19 protein-coding genes are annotated in these 18,980 nt (G+C 65.1%); 8 read left to right on the top strand and 11 right to left on the bottom strand.

Annotated elements, in window-relative coordinates:
- Nucleotides 1-37: 37 nt before the first annotated feature.
- The 4 genes from BLQ85_RS02635 to BLQ85_RS02620 all read right to left on the bottom strand — a co-directional run bounded on the left by BLQ85_RS02635 (nucleotide 38) and on the right by BLQ85_RS02620 (nucleotide 2,308).
- A complete protein-coding gene (locus tag BLQ85_RS02635) occupies nucleotides 38-295 on the bottom strand; it encodes a hypothetical protein (RefSeq protein ID WP_074574547.1) in 258 nt (85 codons plus the stop codon).
- Between the two features lie 98 nt (nucleotides 296-393).
- The gene (locus BLQ85_RS02630) at nucleotides 394-1,176 is read right to left on the bottom strand and encodes a hypothetical protein (protein WP_074574544.1); all 783 of its coding nucleotides are present in this window, start codon (nucleotides 1,174-1,176) and stop codon (nucleotides 394-396) included.
- Nucleotides 1,173-1,817 (bottom strand): glutathione S-transferase, encoded by a 645-nt coding sequence (locus BLQ85_RS02625; protein ID WP_074574542.1) that lies wholly within the window; start codon nucleotides 1,815-1,817, stop codon nucleotides 1,173-1,175. The genes BLQ85_RS02630 and BLQ85_RS02625 overlap by 4 nt, the downstream gene beginning before the upstream one ends.
- A gap of 26 nt (nucleotides 1,818-1,843) precedes the next feature.
- Entirely contained in the window at nucleotides 1,844-2,308 is a 465-nt protein-coding gene (locus tag BLQ85_RS02620) for a hypothetical protein (protein ID WP_074574540.1), read from the bottom strand.
- A gap of 193 nt (nucleotides 2,309-2,501) precedes the next feature.
- On the opposite strand from BLQ85_RS02620, the gene BLQ85_RS02615 reads away from it, so the two are divergent.
- Nucleotides 2,502-3,824 (top strand): OmpA family protein, encoded by a 1,323-nt coding sequence (locus BLQ85_RS02615; protein ID WP_074574538.1) that lies wholly within the window; start codon nucleotides 2,502-2,504, stop codon nucleotides 3,822-3,824.
- Nucleotides 3,825-3,853: 29 nt separating this feature from the next.
- Here BLQ85_RS02615 and BLQ85_RS02610 read toward each other — a convergent pair whose 3' ends face one another.
- Complete coding sequence (locus BLQ85_RS02610) at nucleotides 3,854-4,957, bottom strand: acyltransferase family protein (protein WP_074574535.1); 1,104 nt, start codon at nucleotides 4,955-4,957, stop codon at nucleotides 3,854-3,856.
- A 328-nt stretch (nucleotides 4,958-5,285) separates the two neighbouring features.
- Here BLQ85_RS02610 and BLQ85_RS02605 point away from each other — a divergent pair, with 328 nt between their 5' ends.
- The gene (locus tag BLQ85_RS02605; protein WP_074574532.1) at nucleotides 5,286-5,705 is read left to right on the top strand and encodes a hypothetical protein; all 420 of its coding nucleotides are present in this window, start codon (nucleotides 5,286-5,288) and stop codon (nucleotides 5,703-5,705) included.
- Between the two features lie 27 nt (nucleotides 5,706-5,732).
- On the opposite strand, the gene BLQ85_RS02600 is transcribed toward BLQ85_RS02605, so the two are convergent.
- Together BLQ85_RS02600 and BLQ85_RS02595 are read right to left on the bottom strand one after the other, a co-directional pair.
- Nucleotides 5,733-7,106: an MATE family efflux transporter gene (locus BLQ85_RS02600; RefSeq protein ID WP_074574530.1), complete on the bottom strand. Its 1,374-nt coding sequence runs from the start codon at nucleotides 7,104-7,106 to the stop codon at nucleotides 5,733-5,735.
- The gene (locus BLQ85_RS02595; protein WP_139200865.1) at nucleotides 7,103-7,690 is read right to left on the bottom strand and encodes a DUF2239 family protein; all 588 of its coding nucleotides are present in this window, start codon (nucleotides 7,688-7,690) and stop codon (nucleotides 7,103-7,105) included. The genes BLQ85_RS02600 and BLQ85_RS02595 overlap by 4 nt, the downstream gene beginning before the upstream one ends.
- A gap of 257 nt (nucleotides 7,691-7,947) precedes the next feature.
- On the opposite strand from BLQ85_RS02595, the gene BLQ85_RS02590 reads away from it, so the two are divergent.
- The 6 genes from BLQ85_RS02590 to BLQ85_RS02565 all read left to right on the top strand — a co-directional run bounded on the left by BLQ85_RS02590 (nucleotide 7,948) and on the right by BLQ85_RS02565 (nucleotide 14,729).
- Nucleotides 7,948-9,015, top strand: coding sequence for a methionine ABC transporter ATP-binding protein (locus BLQ85_RS02590; protein ID WP_074574528.1), 1,068 nt, complete (start codon nucleotides 7,948-7,950; stop codon nucleotides 9,013-9,015).
- Nucleotides 9,005-9,670: a methionine ABC transporter permease gene (locus tag BLQ85_RS02585; RefSeq protein ID WP_074574525.1), complete on the top strand. Its 666-nt coding sequence runs from the start codon at nucleotides 9,005-9,007 to the stop codon at nucleotides 9,668-9,670. Before BLQ85_RS02590 ends, BLQ85_RS02585 begins: the two co-directional genes overlap by 11 nt.
- Before the next feature lie 104 nt (nucleotides 9,671-9,774).
- Complete coding sequence (locus tag BLQ85_RS02580; RefSeq protein ID WP_074574522.1) at nucleotides 9,775-10,569, top strand: MetQ/NlpA family ABC transporter substrate-binding protein; 795 nt, start codon at nucleotides 9,775-9,777, stop codon at nucleotides 10,567-10,569.
- 29 nt (nucleotides 10,570-10,598) lie between these two features.
- Nucleotides 10,599-11,732, top strand: coding sequence for a sigma-54 interaction domain-containing protein (locus tag BLQ85_RS02575; protein ID WP_074574520.1), 1,134 nt, complete (start codon nucleotides 10,599-10,601; stop codon nucleotides 11,730-11,732).
- A 226-nt stretch (nucleotides 11,733-11,958) separates the two neighbouring features.
- A complete protein-coding gene (locus tag BLQ85_RS02570; protein WP_074574518.1) occupies nucleotides 11,959-13,749 on the top strand; it encodes a phosphatase PAP2 family protein in 1,791 nt (596 codons plus the stop codon).
- 50 nt (nucleotides 13,750-13,799) lie between these two features.
- On the top strand, nucleotides 13,800-14,729 hold the full coding sequence (locus BLQ85_RS02565; RefSeq protein ID WP_074574516.1) for a TauD/TfdA dioxygenase family protein: 930 nt from the start codon (nucleotides 13,800-13,802) through the stop codon (nucleotides 14,727-14,729).
- An 89-nt stretch (nucleotides 14,730-14,818) separates the two neighbouring features.
- Here the strand turns inward: BLQ85_RS02565 and BLQ85_RS02560 are convergent, their stop codons facing one another.
- Genes BLQ85_RS02560 through BLQ85_RS02545 form a run of 4 tightly spaced genes read right to left on the bottom strand, consistent with a single transcriptional unit; the run spans nucleotide 14,819 to nucleotide 18,918 of the window.
- Nucleotides 14,819-16,171: an LLM class flavin-dependent oxidoreductase gene (locus BLQ85_RS02560; RefSeq protein WP_074574514.1), complete on the bottom strand. Its 1,353-nt coding sequence runs from the start codon at nucleotides 16,169-16,171 to the stop codon at nucleotides 14,819-14,821.
- A gap of 23 nt (nucleotides 16,172-16,194) precedes the next feature.
- Nucleotides 16,195-17,055 carry an ABC transporter permease gene (locus tag BLQ85_RS02555; protein ID WP_083336703.1) on the bottom strand — a complete coding sequence of 287 codons (861 nt, stop codon included), beginning with the start codon at nucleotides 17,053-17,055 and terminating at the stop codon, nucleotides 16,195-16,197.
- Nucleotides 17,048-17,902, bottom strand: a complete 855-nt coding sequence (locus BLQ85_RS02550) for an ABC transporter ATP-binding protein (protein ID WP_074574512.1) — start codon at nucleotides 17,900-17,902, stop codon at nucleotides 17,048-17,050. The genes BLQ85_RS02555 and BLQ85_RS02550 overlap by 8 nt, the downstream gene beginning before the upstream one ends.
- Nucleotides 17,899-18,918 (bottom strand): ABC transporter substrate-binding protein, encoded by a 1,020-nt coding sequence (locus BLQ85_RS02545; protein WP_074574510.1) that lies wholly within the window; start codon nucleotides 18,916-18,918, stop codon nucleotides 17,899-17,901. Before BLQ85_RS02545 ends, BLQ85_RS02550 begins: the two co-directional genes overlap by 4 nt.
- Between the last annotated feature and the right edge of the window lie 62 nt (nucleotides 18,919-18,980).

Below are 18,980 nucleotides of genomic sequence, written 5' to 3'. Positions count from 1 at the left end.
CTAGCCAGGACCGCTTCGCTGGGTTTTGTGAACGGCTCTAAGGATCGGCGGGCGGTGGCGCCGCCTTGGTCGCCTTGGTGAACTCCGTCGTGGCCACCATCACCGGGCTGGATTTGGGGCTGCGCTGCCAGTGCTCGTCGGCGGCCTTTTGCACCGCTTCCTTGTCGTAATGGCCTTTGGACAGGTCGGCCCAGACATGCACATAGGCCCGGCACCAGGCATCGTGGGCTTCGTTGATCTTTTCCCCGGAAAGCTCGGGGCTGGATTCCGGATGGGGGATGGGGTCGGGGACCATGTGTCCATCCTAGCGGGCCGGGGCGGGCCAGTCCACCCCGGTGGTCGCCAGGGCGTGATGGCGCCGGCGAGCGCGGAGTCGCCTGCCGTGAAGCATCGCTATTTGGGCTGAAGCTCTTCGATATAGACGCCCCAGACCGAGACCCGGCCGCGCACCGACAGTGAATCGCCTTGCCTGGGGGGCTTGGAGATACGGCCATCAAGGCAAATGCTCGCGTCATTGGCCAGGACTTGCAGTCTTGCCAGCTGCTTGCACCCGCGTGAACTGCTGGAGGCCTCACCGACCGACAGAACCCTGGCTTCCAGCGTGGTGGAGTCCTTGCCCGTTGCCCAGCCCATGAACGCGGCCCAGCCCAAGGGGGCCATGGCGATCATCGCCGCCCCCAGCAGGCTGACGAGGGGAAACATGAGCAGCCACCGAACGCCCCAGGTCGGGTAGCGGTCCTTCAGTATCGAGTCCTTGCGCTCCCGGGTGTAAACGGTGAATCCGATCACCGGCAGCAATAGGACGACGATCCATGGCATCGCCGCACGGTAGGCATTGGCGTGGGCAAAAATAAAACCTTTTCCGATGCCCATTTCAATCAGGGGACTGACAAACACCAGGAATAGAAAAACCAGAAAAGGGATGACAGACCTTTTTGGGAGTGCGGGGCGTTTACGCTGCGCCATCGCGGCTTCGAAATCCGCCTGGGCTTGCTCCGCCCTCTGGCTGATTCTCGCGAGCTGCGCCTCGACCCGGGCATCAAAGCCGGCAATCGCCGCCTCATCCAGCTTGCCCTGCTGCTCCAGCGCCTTCATCTCCTTGAGTATTTTTTCGTTCTCCAGCCGGTCCAGGGTTTCCGGTGCCAGGTCATCAGAGGGCGTGGGTACGCGTGTCATGGCGCTTGATAGACCTTGTCGCTGTGCGGCGCCGCCGCGAATTCGGGCAAGCGCTCGGCCCGCGCCGAGAACTCGCGCAGGGCCGGGAAGTCCGCCGCGTTCAGCACCTCGGGCAGCATGGCCTGCGTGAAATGCCAGCTGATGCCCACGGTCACGCCGTCCTGGCCCATGGTGTCGCTGCCCACGGCCAGGGGTTTGCGCTGCAGCTCGGCCTCAAGCTCGCCGTAGGCCGCCAGCAGCTGGCTGGTCACGCGCGACACCCAGGGCTGGTGCAGCTTCTCGGCGGGGCGCAGCATGCGCTCGTAAATGATCTGCACGCTTTTTTCACAGGCGGCCAGGGCCAGGCCGATGACGCGTAGCGCCTGCTGGCGCTCGGCCAGGGTGGAGGGCATCAAGCTCCTGCCGGCCGGCGCCTGCGCCGCCAGCGCTTCGGCGTAGTCGATGATCAGCGTGGAATCCATCAACACCGTGCCGTCGTCGCAAACCAGCGAGGGTGCTTTCACGACGGGGTTGATGGCGCGGAATTTCTCAAAGGTGCTGAACACCGAAACCGACTGGTGCTCAAAACGCAGGCCCAGAAGCTGCAGGGAAATGGCTACGCGGCGGACGTAAGGGGAGTCCAACATTCCGATGAGTTGCATGGGGTTTCCTGTTCAGGGTTGACCAGTCACGACGGATTTATCTTTATGGGGCGGACCAGTTCGCTCAATTTTTCAACTTGCCACGCGAACTCTGCTTCAAAAGCCGACGGATCGGTGACCGCATAACCGCCATAACCATAGACGGCGGCGTAAGCCGCGTAGCCCGCGGCGTCCAGGGCCCGGCCGGCAAGGGCATTGGCCACGGCGTAGGTGGCGGATACGGCTGCGTGGGCCGAGCCGTCAATGGAGTTGGATCCCCTGTGGCTGTTGGCCACCCCGGCAATTTCCTGTGCCGCCTGCGCCAGGGCGGGCCGGTCTGATGTGCCTTCCACAAAAGATCTAAGCACCCCCAGGCAACGGATGGCCTCCGGGCTTTCGAGCAGGTGTTCCGTGCGTTGCGCGCAGGCCAGGCCAAAGGCAAAGCGAAGCGGTTCGCACTGCGGCTCATTCATGTGGATCGCGGTGGCCAGACGTGAGAGTTCCTCGTTCATGACACATCTCCTGGGGGAAGCCATCGTAACGCTGAAATCCGGTTGGCGCCTGGAGGCTGTCGGCATGAATCGTTCACCTGGTTTGCCCTTTGGTTACTTCGAGTTACTTTGGAGTATCGCGATTGACAGTCAACAGCGCCGTACCGCACATTACGGACTGGCATCACAACAGCAAGAACCATTTGGGAGGCTTATGACAATCACAAAACAACTTGTGCTGCTGGGCATGGCTGCAGGCCTGGGCCTCACACTGGCCGGCTGCGGCAAAAAAGACGAGGCTCCCCGACCGGCGGCAACTGCGATGCCGGCGGCGGTGGCAGTACCTGCCGCAACGCCTTCGGCGCCTGCGCCTGCTGCCTCCACGGCACCCGCCGCGACCGTTGCGATGGCGCCTGCCGCATCCACCGATCCCGACAGCCCGACGCCCTTGCCCGCGAAAGAGATCAAGGGCGTGGGCATCAAGCAGAAGCTGACCTACTACTACGCGTTGAACGGCGGCCCCGGTGCTATCAAGATCACCGCCACGGCCAAGAACTCGCCCAGCGGCGCGACCCAGGCGCTGGCCTTTGGGCTGTATGACCTCAAGGCCAACAAGCTGTGCTCCGAGTCACACGGCAACACCAATGCCGACAAGACCCTCGTGATCAACTGTCAGGTCGAAAAAGCCCAGCCGCTGATCTTGCGGCTGGACCTCAGCGAAGAGACGATTGATTACGCGGTGGCGCTGGAAGGCCCCATCGAGCTGCCGGCGCCCCAGGCCGCTGGTGCGGCCCCGGTGCTGGCGGGTGCGGGCTCCACCGACATCGATGAGCCGACCCGGCTCAAGGGCAACCGCATCAAGGGCGAGGGCATCAAAAAGGCCGTGTCGTATTACTACGCCTTCAATGCCGGGCCGGGTGAGCTGGTCGTGACGGGCGACGGCAAAAACACCTCGGCCGCCACGAGCAATGCGCTCGCGGTGAGCTTGTACACCTTGCGCTCCGAACGGCTGTGCGAGCTTTCCCTGGGCAACACCACGCTGGACAAGCGCGGCGTGATGAGCTGCAAGATCGACAAACGCCAGCCGGTGATTCTGCGGTTGGACCTGTCGGCGGAGACGGTGGACTTTCGCGCCAAATTTGACGGCCCCTACGACTTCGACGCCTTCACGCCGCCCAAGGCGGTCACCATCGCGCTCGATTCGGCCGTGCTCTTCGACACCGGCAAGGCGGTGCTCAAGCCCGAAGCGCGGCAGACACTGCATGAGGCGGCCGACCGGGTGAAGAAGTTCGCCGATGCGGCAGTGATGGTCTCGGGCCATACCGACAACGTCGGCAATGAGGCCGCCAACCAGGCGCTTTCAGACAAGCGGGCCGCCGCGGTGAAGGACTATTTTGTGTCGCAGGAAGGCGTGCCTGCGGCGGGCCTCGCTGTGAAGGGTTATGGCAAGTCGCAGCCTGTGGCCGACAACACCACCGAGGAGGGCCGGGCCCGCAACCGGCGCGTGGATGTGGTGATCACGCCCAAAGGCAAATAAGACAACAACCGGGCAAGCGGCGGCCCGGCTCACGGCGATTTGCCGGGGGCGTTTTGCGGCAAGGCGGGGCCGGCCTTTCTCGGTGGCGTTGTCGGCAACAGCAGCAGCGCCAGGTACCTTTGCCGCCGCACCAGCTCCAGCAAAACCAGGGGCAGCGCCACCCCGGCGGCCAGGCTGGCCGCGCCCACAAGCACCTCATTGCGGCTGACGTGGGACAGCATCAGAAAAACCCGTCCCTGCACAACGTAGTGAAACAGCAGGATCAACAGGCTGGCCGACCCGATATAAGCCAGTGGGCGCCGCGCTAGCGCATAGCGTTGCAACAGCGCGGAAACACTGAGTACCAGGTAGATGCCAAGCCCCGCCTGCAAGGTGGAGATAAAGGGATCGCCGTACACCCGCAGGTTCAGGTCCATGGTTTCGCCGGAATACGTATGCAGCGCGGCGAAGGCAAGGGCTGCGGCCGCAAACCCCGGGAGGCTGAAACGCATGGACGCCACAGCTTTGCCGAGCAGATGGCCGAACAGCATAAAGGGCGTGCTGACCAGGAGCAGGTCCAGGCTCCAAGGCAGGCCGGGCAATTGCTCCAGGCCCATGAAGCGCAGCGCCTCCCCGGTGTCGGTTTGCCAGAACCAGTCTATGCAGCCCACGCCGGCCGCCAGCAGGGCGCAGGCGAGCAGCCACAGCGCGGTGCTGCGCCTGGGAAGATTCCGGGTGGCGCGCAGCAAAGCCGTGGCCAGGATCGAGGCGACAAACAGATGCGGCAAGAACCACAGCGGCGTCCAGGCAATGGTGGGCGCGGTGCCATAGAGCACGCCTGAGACATACGCGAGCGGCGTGGTGCCGGCAACCGGCACGGCCTGCGGGGCCAGCATCTCGCCGATGCCCAGCAGCAGCAACACGGCGAAGTAGGGTTTGAGCAGCGCATCGGCGCGCGACAGCGCAAAGCTTCTGAGGCTGCCGGCATCTTTCAGGAACAGGCCCGAGAGGAAAAAGAAGAGCGGCAGGTGAAAGGAATAAATCACCCGGAAGAGCTCGCCTCTTTCCTGCAGCACCGTCCAGTTATGCCCGAGCACCACGAGGATGATGCCTATGCCCCTGGCGATGTCGATGGCGGGGTTGCGGCGGTTCATGGTGGGGGAGGTCATCGATGCCGGCGCTGTGCCGGCGGCGGGCGCGGGGCCCTGGTGATGGCGGGAGAGCACCCATGGTAGCAAGGCTTTGTAAGGGCTTTGAAACAGCTCTTAACAGGTGGTGAAGAGGCACTGAACAAGCCTTGAGCAGGCTTGGTGTTCATGGGCACCGAATGCCTGGCGGCGACTATCCCACTTCAAATTTCCAGCTACGGACAATTCGCCGCGGTGGGGGCCGGGAAATCGAATATGGTCCGGCAATCAGCGACCGCCGGGGGCTACTCCACCCCCGTTTTCGACGCCCGCCAGCCCCTCACAGGAGACCACCATGGCATTCGTGATCCAACCCGTTGCCCGGGATGTTTTTGATTCATTCTGGACACCCGCCCTCAAGCGCAAGATCCGCAAGTTCGTCCACTCCGCGGACGCCAAATCCCGGGAGCTCCAGCACCAGACCTGGGCCATCGATGAAGGCGTCAAGGCCTGTTTGCTGCCGGTTTCCCTGGCCGGCAGGACGGATGCCGCCTGGTGTTACGCCTTTGTGATGGACGGCGAGTTTGCCGTGGTGCGGCATGAAAGCTACTGCGTCTATTCCTTTGTGGGCATCTCGCCCGGCCTGGCCGACAAGCTTGACGGCGTGAAACGCCTGATCGCGGAGGCGCTTCGTGTGGGCGGGGAGTTCCTGGACGGAAAGTCCGGCGACGACGGGCTGTTCGCCGTGCCGGACGCGCAGTTCATGCGCCACTGAAGCGGCGCCGGCGCTTGGGGGCTGTTCCTATATCAACCGCCGTATCGTTTTTTTCTTCCACGCCAGCCGGTAATAGGCGGTCTGCAGGCCCAGCATGGCGACAAAGGTGACGGGGTAGGCGATCCAGATGCCGTTGATGCCTATGCGGTGGCTGAGTATCCAGGCCGTGGGCACCTCGATCAGCGCGATGCAGAAAATCGAAATGCCCATGGGCACCCAGACTGTGCCGCTGGCGCGCATGACGCCGGAGACCACGCCCTGCATGCCGAAGACCACGCTGCTCCACAGCATGATGTGCAGCAGGGTTTGCGACAGCTCGATCACCGGCTCGCTGGTGATGAAGAGGGCCATCAGGTGGCGCGAGAACAGGTAACCCAGCAAGACCAGCACGCCGGTCAGCGCCAGGTTCATCTGCAGCCCGGTGCGCGTGATCATGCCCAGCCTGTCGGTGCGGCCCGCGCCTATGGCCTGCGCGCCCAGGATGGAGGCGGTGATGGCGATGGAAATGGCCGGGAACTGCACATAGGCCACCACCTGGTTCACCGCGCCATAGGCCGCCGTAGCGCTGGAGCCATAGCCGTTGACCAGTGAGAGCAGGGCGATCTCGGCGAGCGAGATGACGACCAGCTGCACCCCGGTGGGCACGCCGACCCTGAGCACGGTCTTGAGGATGGCGGGGTTCACGCGCAGCTGGCGCCTGAATTCGGCGTCGGGCGCCAGCGGGCTCTTGATGGCATGCAGGCGCCGGGCCAGCCAGGCGGTCGAGACCAGGAAGGACAGGATGGTGGCCACCGCGCTGCTGGCCACGCCGAGCTTGGGCAGGCCGCCCCAGCCCAGGATGAGCGCGGGCGTCACCACCAGGCCGCAAGCGGTGGAAATGCACAGCGTGTACAGCGAGCTCACCGTGTCGCCCACGCCGCGCAGCATGGAGGTCGACAGCAGGAAGACAAACAGCCCCGGCATGGCTATCAGCATGATGCGGGCATACAGCGTGGCATCGGCCAGGATGTCGGGCGGTGTGCCCAGGGCCTTGAGCAGCGGTGCGGTGAAGGCGCCGCCAAAAACGGCGACCGCGAGGCCGAATCCCGCGCCCACCGCCAGGGTGGTGCCGGCGACGGCCTTGACCTTGCCGGTGTCGCGCGCGCCCCAGGCCTGGCCGATCAGCACCGACGCGCCCGCGCCCAGCCCGATGGTGAAGGCAATGAGGAAAAACATGAGGGGGAAAAAGCTGGTCACGGCCGCCAGCGCCCCTACACCGATCATCTGGCCGATGTAGATGTTGTTGATCGTGCCGGAGAGCGATTGCAGGATGTTGCTGAGCAGCATGGGGCCCAGAAAGGCCGCGAAGGTTTTCCACATCGGCACGCCTTCACCCAGTGTTTTGGCGGTGGGCGGCGTCATTCGGCGCTCCAGCCGGCTGCCGCCAGCTTCGCCAGCTGCAGGCGCACGTCTTGCGGCCATGGCGCGACCAGGCCTTCAAACTTGGGCTTGTCGCCCGCGAACAGCGCGCGGCTGGCTTCTTCAAAGCCCGCCAAGTCGCCAGCCATTTCGCTCATGAAGCGGTAGGCGTTTTCGCGCGAGGTGCGTACGCTGATCCGGCCTTCGCTGGCCTTGCGCGATTCATCAATCAGGCGGCGCAGCGTGACCGAGGCGCCGCCGGGCTGGCTGCCCAGCCATTCCCAGTGCCGCGGCAACAGCGTGACTTCACGCGCGACCACGCCGAGTTTGGGCCGGCCCACGGGGCGCGCGGCGGAGCTTGGCGGCGCTTCAGCGGTGGCGGGCGAGAGCGGCAAATCCGCCTCGGGGCGCAAGTCCAGGTCTATGCGTTCGCCGGTGGCGTCGTTGAAAACACGCAGCAGCTCTTCGGTGGCAGACAGCTTTCGCAGCGCGCTGAGGACCTGCGCGTGGTCGCCGGCGGCGACTTGCCGGAAGCCTGAGAAGGCGACCAGGCGAGGGGACATGTCGGAGGAGGGCTGGGAGGGCATGGCAACAGGCTCGATAAGGTCAAGAAAAAGGACTAATTTAATCCGGATGAATTAATTCTATAACACCCGGGTATAAATTGTCCATCCCTATTGATGCCGGGTGCAATTATTTACATAGAATGAATTTCATCTAATTAACCTATTTAATATTCTTTTGAGTTTGAGTTTTAGGCTTCTACATTCTCTGTCTGTTCAAAAAAAAGCGCCTCGCGGTTTTCCACAAGAAACGCGAAGGCGGCAAAAGTCAGCGGGATTTCATGATCGAACTCAAAGGTATTGTTCAAACTTACCAGGGCCCCACGGGCCCGGTCGAAGCACTCAGGGGTGTCGACCTTCACATCCGGCCGGGCGAGGTCTACGGCATCATCGGCCGCAGCGGTGCCGGCAAAAGTTCTCTGGTGCGGGTCATCAACCTGCTGAACCGGCCCTCCGCCGGGCAGGTGGTGGTGGGCGGTCGCGAGCTGAGCTCGCTGGGCGGCGACGCGCTGCGTGTGGCGCGCCGCGACATCGGCATCATCTTCCAGCACTTCAACTTGCTCTCGTCGCGCACGGTCTACGGCAACGTGGCCTTGCCGCTGGAAATCGCCGGGCTGCCGGCCGATGAGATCAAGGCGCGCGTAGGGCCGCTACTGGACCTGGTGGGCCTGAGCGCCCTGGCGGACCGCTACCCGGCGCAGATCAGCGGTGGGCAAAAGCAGCGCGTGGGCATTGCGCGCGCGCTGGCCAACCGGCCCAAGGTGCTGCTGTCGGACGAGGCCACCTCGGCGCTGGACCCGGAAACCACGCGCTCCATCCTGGGCCTGCTGCGGCAGATCAACAAGGAGTTCGGCCTGACCATCGTGCTGATCACCCACCAGATGCAGGTCATCAAGCAGGTGGCCGACCGCGTCGCGGTGATAGATGCCGGCCGTATCGTGGAAAGCGGGCCGGTGATAGACGTCTTCACGCGCCCGCAACATGAAACCACACGCAGCCTGATCGCCGAGATCGTGCCGCAGGAGTTGCCCGACAGTGTGCTTGCGCGCATACGCACGCTGATGAGTGCCGAGCATGCCGAAGAAGGCCAACTGCTGCGCCTGGCGTTTGCGGGCGATGAATCGGACCGGCCGCTGCTGTCGGATGTGATTCGCCGCTTCGGCATAGATCTCTCTATCGTGCACGGCCAGGTCGATGAAATCCAGGGCAAGCCTTTCGGCTCGCTCGCGGTGTTCGCGCGCGGCGCGCGTGCGCAGCTCAGCGCGGCGGTGGCGCATTTGCGCGGTGCCGGTGTGCATGTCGATGAAGTCGGCGCGGATTTGACCGGGAGGCTCGCCAGTGTTCAGTAATTTTTCGCAAGCCCTGCTGGAGCTGTTTGTGAGCTCGCTGTGGGAGACCATCGTGATGGTCGGCATCTCGGGCCTGGTCGGCGCGCTGATAGGGATTCCGCTGGGCGTGTTTTTGCGCCTGACTGATGAGGGCGGTGTGCTGCGCAACGCGGGTGTGAACCGCGTGGTGGGCGGCCTGGTGAACGCCGTGCGCTCCACGCCTTTCATCATCCTGCTGGTGGCCATCATCCCGCTCACGCGCTTTTTGACCGGCTCGTCCATAGGCACGGCGGCCGCCGTGGTGCCGCTCACGATTGCGGCTGCGCCCTTTATCGCGCGCCTGGTGGAGGCCTCGCTGCGCGAGGTGGATCACGGCCTGATCGAAGCCGCGCAGGCCATGGGCGCGACCACGCGGCAGATTGTGCTCAAGGTGCTGCTGCCCGAGGCGCTGCCCGGCATTGTCGCCGGCCTGACCATCACCTTTGTGAGCCTGACCGGTTATTCGGCCATGGCCGGCGCGATTGGCGGCGGTGGCCTGGGCGACCTCGGTATCCGCTACGGCTACCAGCGCTTTTTGCCCGAAGTCATGCTGGCGGTGGTGCTGGTGCTGATCCTGTTTGTGCAGGCGGTGCAAAGCCTGGGGGACTGGGCTGTGCGCAGGCTGAGCCATAAATGAGCGAAACCTTTATCACCCATCAACGGCGATGTTGACTCCCTGAATTTCTCTCTCTCCCAGGGGAGGAGGGGACAAGATTTTTTAATTCATCCAAAGGAAACACCATGAACAAACGCACTCTCATCCAATCCGCCATCGCACTCGCGCTGGCCGCCTCTTTCTCCTCCGCCGCGCTGGCACAGGACAAGCCTCTCAAGATAGGCGTCACCGCCGGCCCGCACGCGCAGATTTTTGAGCAGGTCAAAAAGATCGCCGAAAAAGACGGCCTCAAAATCCAGGTCGTCGAGTTCAGCGACTACATCCAGCCCAACGCCGCGCTCGCCGCTGGCGACCTGGACGCCAACAGCTACCAGCACAAGCCCTTCCTGGACCAGCAGGTCAAGGACCGCGGCTACAAGATTGTGAATGTGGGCTATACCGTCAACTTCCCGATCGGCCTGTATTCCAAGAAAGTCAAAAGCCTGGCCGAGCTGAAAGAAGGCGCGCGCTTCGGCATCCCCAACGACCCGACCAATGGCGGGCGCGTGCTGCTGGTGCTGCAGGACAAGGGCCTGATCAAGCTCAAGCCCGACGCCGGCCTCAAGGCCACGCCGCTGGATGTGGTCGAGAACCCCAAGAAACTCAAGTTTGTGGAACTCGACGCCGCGCAGCTGCCGCGCTCGCTGGACGACCTGGACGCCTCGGCCGTCAACACCAATTACGCGCTGTCGGCAGGCCTCAACCCCAAGGACGCGATCGCGCAGGAAGCGGCCAAGTCGCCTTACGTCAACCTGCTGGCCGTGCGTGAGCAGGACAAGGACAAGCCCTGGGTCGCCAAGCTCGTGAAGGCCTACCACTCGGAAGAAATCCGCAAGTTTGTGCAGGCCGAGTTCAAGGGCGCGGTGCTGGCCGGCTTCTGAAGCAAACCCCCCAGGCCTGAGGCGCGCGCATGTCGCAGCTGCTGACGCTTCCTGATGCCGGCGCTTTGTCCATACGCGCCAAGGCGCTGGTGTTCGAGGACCCGGGCTCGGTCGCGCTGCTGGCGCGCGTCGAGCAGGTCGCGCCCACGGACGCCACGGTGCTGGTCATCGGCGAGACCGGCACCGGCAAGGAATTGCTGGCGCGCCGCGTGCACCAGGGCAGCGGGCGGCGCGGACCTTTCCTGGCGGTCAACTGCGGCGCCTTCAGCGAAGCGCTGATCGATGCCGAGCTGTTCGGCCACGAAAGCGGCGCCTTCACCGGCGCCTCGCAGGCGCGCGCGGGCTGGTTCGAGGCCGCCAACGGCGGCACGCTCTTTCTTGACGAGATCGGTGACCTGCCGCTGGCCCTGCAGGTCAAGCTGCTGCGTGTGCTGCAGGAGCGCCAGGTGGTGCGCCTGGGCTCGCGCAAGCCCATCGCGCTGGATGTGCGGCTGATTGCCGCGACCAATGTCGACCTGCGCAACGCGGTGGCCGCCGGCCACTTCCGCGCCGACCTTTATTACCGCATCAGCGTGGCCACGCTGGAGTTGCGCCCGCTGTATGAGCGCCCCGGCGACATCCTGCCGCTGGCGCGGCACTTCCTGGCCAGTTATTCGCAGCGCCTGGGCGTCACAGGCGCCAGGCTGTCGCCCGACGCCGAGCAGGCCCTGCTGGCGCACGACTGGCCGGGCAATATCCGCGAGCTGGAAAACGTCGTGCATTACGCGCTCATTGTGGCGCCCAACAGCGTCCTGACGGCGGTGGACCTGCAGGTGATACAGCGCTCGGTCGCCGGCGCATCGCGCGGCCGCAAGCCGGCACCGGCGGTAGCGCAGGGCGAAGACACCGCCGTTGATCTTGTTCCTGCTCCCCCATCCGATGCGCTGCGCGAAGTACTGCTGCAGCGCATGAACGCCGAGCAGCCTGAGCTGTTCAACCAGGTCGAGGAAACCCTGGTCAGGACCGCGTATGAACTGTGCGGCGGCAACCAGGTGCACACCGCGCGCCGGCTGGGCCTGTCGCGCAATGTGCTGCGAACCCTGCTCAAGCGTCATGGCCTGCTCGATGCAGCGCATGAGGTTTCTGAGCCGGCGGCATCGTTGGCATCGGCGACCGCAGGCTGAGCCACTCGCGGCCCGGCGGCTGCCCAAGCTGCTGCGTTTTGCGCAGGGCAATGAGCGCTGTGCTGCATTCGTCGCGGCGCTGTTTGTTTTCCAGCAGCCGGGACGCCAAATTCCCCCTCCACAGGCCGGTTTTGCTGGCATGGCTTCTGCAGTAACTGGGCGGCATGCCACAGCCTCGCTGTTGGCATGCCGGCTGTCACACCTTCATTCTTTTTTCAAGGTCTTCATGTCCCAGCACATCCCAAGCACCCTCAGCGATTCCAGCGGCGCGCCGCAGAACCTCCCGCGGCGCGGCTTTCTTGGCCAGGCCGGCGCCGGCCTCGCCGGCCTGGCCGCCACGGCGGCGGCTCCGGCCCTGTTAACCGCGCTGCCCGCGGCGGCGCAGGGCAGCGCCACGGCGGAGCATGCCTATGACGAACACTTTCGCCAGCGCGCATCGGCCTTGCGTACCGGCCTGGCCAAGGCGAATGCCGAGCTGCCCATCCCGCCGCATCCCACCAATGGCGATGAGGACCGCTACCCGAACAGGATAGGTTCGGATAGCCGTGCCTTGCCGCACAATGCCCGCGGCGAAGTGGACCCGGCTGCATGGAAACTGGCCACCGCGGCATTCGCCTCGCGCGAGCCGGCCGACTTCGAGAAGATCCCGCTGGGCGGCACGCGCAAGCTGCTCAACCCGGTGGGCACGCTGGCGGTCAGCCTCGACGGGCTGAACGCCGGGCAATTCAGCTTGCCGCCAGCGCCGGCATTGGCCAGCGCGGCGCGCGCTGGTGAAGCCATCGAGCTGTATTGGAAATCGCTGTTGCGCGACGTGCCCTTGAGCGAATACCGCGACGGCACCAGCCACAAGGACGTGTTGCTGGCCGCCGAAGAGATCAGCCGCGCGCCTGATTTTCACGGCCCGAAAATCAACGGCCGCGTGACGCCGCAGACCTTGTTTCGCGGCGCGGCGTTGTATGTTGATGCGAAAGACCCCAGCGGCCGCACGGGCCGCTGGGTCACGCCGCCCGGCGTTGTGGACGGCCCGGTGATTTCGCAGTTCTTCTACCGCGACGTGCCCTTCGGGCCGCAGAGCCTGTCCGCCCGCATTCGCGGCTACGCCCCGGCCAGCGAGTTTCTGACGGCCTACGATGAATGGCTGCATGTGCAAAACGGCAATGCGCCGCGCGGACGGATCACCCAGGACCCGACCCTGCGTTATATCGCCACCGGCCGCGACCTGGCCGCCTACGCGCATGCCCCTGCTGCCTTCACCGTCATCGGCAACCAGCTGCTCAGCACGCCCGCGTCCACCGCCGACCCCGGCTACGGCGGGCTCTACCCGGGTGCGCAGATACCGCTGGCGCCCAACAATCCCTACCTGAGGTCGAAGACGCAGGGCGGCGCCTCCGGCACCTTTGGCGCGGCCTACTTCCAGTCCATTCTTTCGCTGGCTGCCTCGCTGGGAATCCGCATCAACTATTACCAGAAGTGGTATGCCCAGCGCGTGCTGCGGCCCGAGGCGTTTGGCGGCCTGGTGCACCACCGGCTGGCCAATGGTGCCAGCGACTACCCGATCCACGCGGCGCTGCTGGATTCCCAGGCACTGGAGCGCAGCCGCGCAAAGAACGGCAGCTTCCTGCTCTCGCAGGTGTATCCAGAAGGCGCGCCCATCCATTCCTCGTACCCGGGCGGCGCGGCCATCATAGGCGCGGTCACGGCCACGCTGCTCAAGGCCTTTTACGACGAATCCCAGCCGTTTCCCAACCCGGTGCAGCCCGACCCGGCCGACCCGACCCGGCTGATTCCTTACCAGGGGCCACCGCTGACCCTGGGCGGCGAGCTCAACAAGCTGGCGCTGAACTACGGCTCCGGGCGGTGCTGGGCCGGCATCCACTGGCGGTCCGACGCGGCGGCCTCTTATGCCCAGGGCGAGGCCCTTGTCATCAGCCTGCTGCGCGAACAGAAGGCCAGTTTTCGCGAGCCCTTCGAAGGTTTTTCCTTCACGCGGTTCGACGGTACGCGGGCCGTTGTCTGAGTATCCGGTCCCGCGATTTCCCCCTATTGCACACCCCAGAAAGGCATTCCATGACCCAGCTCCATTCCCCATCACATCCCATCCTCGACATCACGCCGGTGGCCGGCCGCATAGGCGCGGAGGTGCGCGGCCTGCGGCTGTCGGCGGACATTTCCGGCGACACCGTGGTGGCGCTCAACCAGGCGCTGCTCAGGCACAAGGTGCTGTTCCTGCGCGGCCAGCAGCACCTTGATGACGCCGCCCAGGAAGCCTTTGCCCAGCGCCTGGGCGACCCGGTGGCGCACCCGACGGTGCCCACACGCGAGGGCACGGGGTTTATCCTGGAGCTCGACTCGGCGCACGGTGGGCGCGCCAACTCCTGGCACACCGACGTGACCTTCGCGGTCGCACCGCCCAAGATCTCGGTGCTGCGCGGCGTGGTGATCCCGCCCTGGGGCGGCGACACCGTCTGGGCCAACACGGCCGCGGCCTACCAGGGGCTGCCGCCGGCGCTGCGCGAGCTGGCCGACAAGCTCTGGGCCGTGCACGGCAACGATTACGACTATGCCGCGCATCGCCCGGAAAAAGACATCTCGGACGAGGGCGCGAGGCACTACCGCGAGGTCTTCACCCGCACCCTGCATGAGGCCGAACATCCCGTCGTGCGCGTGCACCCGGAAACACGCGAACGCGCGCTGGTGCTAGGCCATTTCGTCAAAAAGCTGGTGGGCTACTCGAGCGCCGATTCGCAGCACCTGCTGTCGGTGCTGCAGGAGCACATCGTCCGCCTGGAGAACACCGTGCGCTGGCGCTGGACGCAGGGTGACGTGGTGATCTGGGACAACCGCGCGACCCAGCACTACGCCATCAACGACTACGGCGACCAGCATCGCGTGGTGCGCCGCGTGACCCTGGCGGGCGATGTGCCGGTCAGCGTGGACGGCCGGCGCTCGACGCCGCATGCAAAGGCCGCCGCGCCTGCTGTGGCTGTTGCCGCCTGAAGCTGGCATAAAAAAAGGCCTGCGGTGCGAAACCGCAGGCCCTGAAAATCCCACCCACTGGGACCTGATGAATGTGAGCTAAATGAGGGCTAGGCCACCTTTTGCGCCTTGACGCTGAACTGGTTGGCCGGCCGGTCCAGGCCCAGGTTTTCGCGCAGGGTGCGGCCTTCGTATTCGGTGCGAAAGAGGCCGCGCCGCTGCAGCTCGGGCACCACCAGCTCGACAAAATCATTGAGCGATTCGGGCAGCACCGGCGGCATCACGTTAAAGCCGTCGGCCGCGCCGTTTTCAAACCATTCCTGCATCCTGTCGGCGATGGTCTGCGGCGTGCCCACCACCACCCAGTGGCCGCGCGCGCCGGCCAGGTATTCATAGAGCTGACGCACCGTGAGCTTGTCGCGCCTGGCCAGTTCCAGCACCACATGGGCGCGGCTGTTCTGCCCGGGCGGCGGCTCGGGGATGTAGGGCGGCGGCGCGTCCAGGTTCCACTTCGTCAGGTCCTCGCCGGGCCAGAAGGTGTGCAGCGTGTTCAGGCCCACGCTGGGATGGATCAGCTTTTGCAGCTCGGCCCACTTGGCCTCGGCTTCCTGCTGCGTGCGGCCGATTACCGGGGAGATGCCCGGCAGCACCAGCAGTTGTTCAGGCCGGCGGCCGTATTTGACCAGGCGACCCTTGACGTCGCGGTAGAAAGCCTGGGCCTCGGCCAGGCTGGTCCAGGCGGTGAAGATGGCTTCGGCCGAGGCCGCGGCCAGCTCGCGGCCGGGCTCGGACGAGCCGGCCTGCACGATCACCGGGTAGCCCTGCGGCGGGCGCTCCAGGTTCAACGGGCCGCTGACCTTGAAGTACTTGCCCACGTGGTTGAGCGCATGCAGCTTGGCCGGGTCGAAGTATTTGCCCGACGCCGGGTTGCGCTGGAAGGCATCGTCTTCAAAGCTGTCCCACAGGCCCTTGACCACGTCGATGAACTCGTGCGCCTGTTCGTAGCGCACGGCGGGCTCGGGGTGCTTGTCCAGGCCGAAATTGCCGTAGACGTTGTCGGCGCCCGTGGTCACCACATTCCAGGCGGCACGGCCCTTGCTGAGGTGGTCCAGCGAGGCGAACTTGCGCGCCAGCAAAAAGGGGTCTTCATAGGTAGTGGAGGCCGTCGCCACAAAGCCTATATGTTTGGTGACGGCCGACAGGGCCGCCCACAGCGTCACCGGTTCGAAATAGGACACCCGACCCTGGCGGCTGAAGGCCTCGTCGTCGCCGTGGAAGGCCATGCCCGGGCTGTCGGCGACAAACACCTGGTCGAACAGGCCGCGTTCGGCGGTTTTGGCCACCTCGATGTAATGGTCGATGTTGACGCCCGAATCGACCTGCGAGCCGGGATGGCGCCAGGCAGCGATGTGGTGGCCTGTGGCCATGATGAAAGCGCCCAGGCGCAGTTTGCGTTGAGTCATGAGATGTCTTTCTGCTTGGTGGGTCAATGGCGGGCGGGAGCCGGCTTCCAGGCCGTGAAGTGGCGCTCCAGTCTTTCGAGTACAAAGTTCACGGTGACGCCTATCGCGGTGATGGCGATGATCCCGAAGTACATGTCGGCGATCAGGAAGCTGAACTGGGCGTAGATGATCAGGTAGCCCAGGCCGGCCTTGGCGCCCACCATCTCGGCCGCGATCAGTACCAGCATGGCCGAGGCCGCGGCCAGGCGTATGCCCACAAAGATGGTGGGAACGGACGCCGGCAGGATCACTTTGAGGAAGAGCTGGCGCGATGAAGCCCCCATGGTGCGCGCCGATTTCACCAGCAGCGGGTCGACCTGGCGCACCGCCGAGATGGTGTTGAGCAGCAGCGGCCAGGCGCAGGCATAGACCACGATGGAGAGCTTGGACACTTCGCCTATGCCCAGCAACAGCAGGAACACCGGCAGCAGGGCCAGCGGCGCGGTATTGCGCAGCAGCTCGATGAGTGGATTCAGGGCATTGCCCAGGCGCTGGTACCAGCCTATGGCCAGGCCCAGCGGGATGGCCAGCACGATGGACAGCAACAAGCCGCCCAGCGAGCGCGCCAGGCTGATGGAGGTATGTTCCCAGAGCTGGCCGTTCAGCGCCAGCGCCCAGCCGGCGGCCAGCACCTCGGTCAGCGGCGGCAAAAAGGTGGGGTCGGTCAGGCCCAGGCGCGGCGCCAGTTCCCAGAGCAGGGCCAGCGCCACGACCAGGCCGGAACGCCAGGTGGCGTTGGCGAGCTGGTGGTAGAGCCGTAGCCACACCGGCGGTGTTTTCAGGGCCAGCGATGCTTGCGCCGGCTGCGCTGCATGGGTGACCGGGTTCAGGGCAATGTCAGACATGGGTGGTTTCCTTGATTTGAGGCTGGGAGGCGATGCGCGCACGGCGCTCCTGGCGCGCCGAGGCGACCTCGTCATGCAGCAGCGACCAGATCTCGTGGCGCAACTCGCCGAACAGCGGCAGCGAGCGCACGTCCTGGGTGCCGGCCCGCAGAGAGTCGGGGATGTCCACGACCTGCTTGATCCGGCCGGGGCGCGTGGTCATCACCGCCACGCGCTGGCCCAGCACCACGGCTTCGTCGATGCCGTGGGTGATGAACACAATCGTCTTGCCGGTGCGCTGCCAGATCTCCACGAGTTCTTCCTGCAGCGTTTCACGCGTCTGCGCGTCCAGCGCGGCAAAAGGCTCGTCCATCAGCAGCACCTGGGGTTCGTAGGCCAGGCTGCGCGCGATGGCCACACGCTGCTTCATGCCGCCCGAGAGTTCGTGCGGAAAGCGGTTGGCGAAGTCCGTGAGGCCCACCAGTTCCAGGTAGTGCGCGGCCTTCTCGCGCCGGGCGCGCTTGCCCTGGCCCGCGACTTCCAGCCCGAAGGCCACGTTGTCCAGCGCGCTGAGCCAGGGGAAGAGGGCGTATTGCTGGAATACCACGCCGCGGTCGCGTGCCGGGCCGGCCACGGGCTGGCCGTCTATCAGCACGCGGCCGCTGGTGGGCAGGGCCAGGCCGGCCAGCAGGTCCAGCAGCGTGGATTTGCCGCAGCCGCTGGGCCCGACCAGCACCAGGAATTCGCCGGGCTTCACGTCCAGCGTGACATCGTGCACCGCGACAAAGCGCCGTGCGGCGCCGTCATCGTCGGCGCGCACGCTGAACTCCTTGCTGACGTTTTCAAAGCGGATCTTGGCGGCGCTCATTTGGCGGCCGCCAGTTTGTCGGCGTTGGTGAAGTAAGGGTTAAAGGCGTTGGTGTACAGGTCTGCCGGCTTGACCTGGCCGGGCTTGAGCAAGCCGTCTTTGACGAGCCAGTCGATCCATATCTTCAGCTCGGCGTCCTTGATCACGCCGCCGGTTCCCGCCACGCCGGTGCTCTTCCAGTACTGGATGCTGTCGGCGCTCTCGGCGCGTTTGCGCGCTTCAATGATCTTGACGAAACGCGCCCGCACCTCGGCGACCGGTGTGTTGCGCGCCCACTCGATGGAGCGCGCCAGCGCCGACACCAGGTGGCGGGTGGTGTTGGGGTTCTGTTCGATGAATTTGTTGTGCAGGACGATGGTGCCCGCGGTGAAATTGCCGTACAGGGCGCGGTCGGTGAAGAGAGGGCGTATGCCGCCGCGCTCCAGCGCCTTGTCGCGCAGCACGCCGCCCAGTGTGGTGACCTCCACATGTCCCTGGCGCAGCGCCTGCTCGCCGGTCACCGGTGGCGTCACCACCAGGGTCACCTGCTTGGCCTCGGCCTCGCTGAGTTTGGCGCGCTCCAGGTATTCGCGCACCATGAACTCGTGGTGCGCGCCCAGCGTGTTCACGGCGATTTTTTTGCCTATCAGGTCGCGCGCGGACTTGATCGGGCTGTCTTCCTTGACGTAGTAGCCGCTGTAGGTGTTTTCGTCGACGCCGTAATACCCCAGCACCGCCTTGATGGGCGCCTTCTTGGCCAGCAGCTTGACGACTGCGCCGTTGAAGGCGCCGCCGAAGTCCACATCGCCGGTGACCACGCTCTGGATGTCTTGCGGGCCGCTGATGGTGTTGCCCACCCACTTGGCCTTGAGCGGCGCGAGGTAGCCCAGGTCTTCGGCGAGTTCTATCCAGGTCACCTGGCCGACCCAGCCCTGGTAGCGGATCTCGGTTTTTTCCAGCGGCGGGGCGGCATGGCCCTGGGTGGCCAGCAGGCCTAAAGACAAAGCGGCAAGGCCGAGTAAGCGTGTGATGTTCATGGCGTGAGGAGTGAGTGGTTGACGCGCTCCACAACGCAGCATCCATGCCAGTGATTCAGTGC

This window comes from Polaromonas sp. JS666, assembly GCF_900103405.1.
Lineage (GTDB): Bacteria > Pseudomonadota > Gammaproteobacteria > Burkholderiales > Burkholderiaceae_C > Polaromonas.
Note: the sequence above shows the minus strand (reverse complement) of the source record. Positions and strands in the feature narration are given on the sequence as shown.

Coding starts and splice junctions, on each gene's coding strand:
- BLQ85_RS02635 (WP_074574547.1), bottom strand. CDS start 295: ATGGTCCCCGACCCCATCCCCCATCCGGAATCCAGCCCCGAGCTTTCC.
- BLQ85_RS02630 (WP_074574544.1), bottom strand. CDS start 1,176: ATGACACGCGTACCCACGCCCTCTGATGACCTGGCACCGGAAACCCTG.
- BLQ85_RS02625 (WP_074574542.1), bottom strand. CDS start 1,817: ATGCAACTCATCGGAATGTTGGACTCCCCTTACGTCCGCCGCGTAGCC.
- BLQ85_RS02620 (WP_074574540.1), bottom strand. CDS start 2,308: ATGAACGAGGAACTCTCACGTCTGGCCACCGCGATCCACATGAATGAG.
- BLQ85_RS02615 (WP_074574538.1), top strand. CDS start 2,502: ATGACAATCACAAAACAACTTGTGCTGCTGGGCATGGCTGCAGGCCTG.
- BLQ85_RS02610 (WP_074574535.1), bottom strand. CDS start 4,957: ATGAACCGCCGCAACCCCGCCATCGACATCGCCAGGGGCATAGGCATC.
- BLQ85_RS02605 (WP_074574532.1), top strand. CDS start 5,286: ATGGCATTCGTGATCCAACCCGTTGCCCGGGATGTTTTTGATTCATTC.
- BLQ85_RS02600 (WP_074574530.1), bottom strand. CDS start 7,106: ATGACGCCGCCCACCGCCAAAACACTGGGTGAAGGCGTGCCGATGTGG.
- BLQ85_RS02595 (WP_139200865.1), bottom strand. CDS start 7,690: ATGCCCTCCCAGCCCTCCTCCGACATGTCCCCTCGCCTGGTCGCCTTC.
- BLQ85_RS02590 (WP_074574528.1), top strand. CDS start 7,948: ATGATCGAACTCAAAGGTATTGTTCAAACTTACCAGGGCCCCACGGGC.
- BLQ85_RS02580 (WP_074574522.1), top strand. CDS start 9,775: ATGAACAAACGCACTCTCATCCAATCCGCCATCGCACTCGCGCTGGCC.
- BLQ85_RS02575 (WP_074574520.1), top strand. CDS start 10,599: ATGTCGCAGCTGCTGACGCTTCCTGATGCCGGCGCTTTGTCCATACGC.
- BLQ85_RS02570 (WP_074574518.1), top strand. CDS start 11,959: ATGTCCCAGCACATCCCAAGCACCCTCAGCGATTCCAGCGGCGCGCCG.
- BLQ85_RS02565 (WP_074574516.1), top strand. CDS start 13,800: ATGACCCAGCTCCATTCCCCATCACATCCCATCCTCGACATCACGCCG.
- BLQ85_RS02560 (WP_074574514.1), bottom strand. CDS start 16,171: ATGACTCAACGCAAACTGCGCCTGGGCGCTTTCATCATGGCCACAGGC.
- BLQ85_RS02555 (WP_083336703.1), bottom strand. CDS start 17,055: ATGTCTGACATTGCCCTGAACCCGGTCACCCATGCAGCGCAGCCGGCG.
- BLQ85_RS02550 (WP_074574512.1), bottom strand. CDS start 17,902: ATGAGCGCCGCCAAGATCCGCTTTGAAAACGTCAGCAAGGAGTTCAGC.
- BLQ85_RS02545 (WP_074574510.1), bottom strand. CDS start 18,918: ATGAACATCACACGCTTACTCGGCCTTGCCGCTTTGTCTTTAGGCCTG.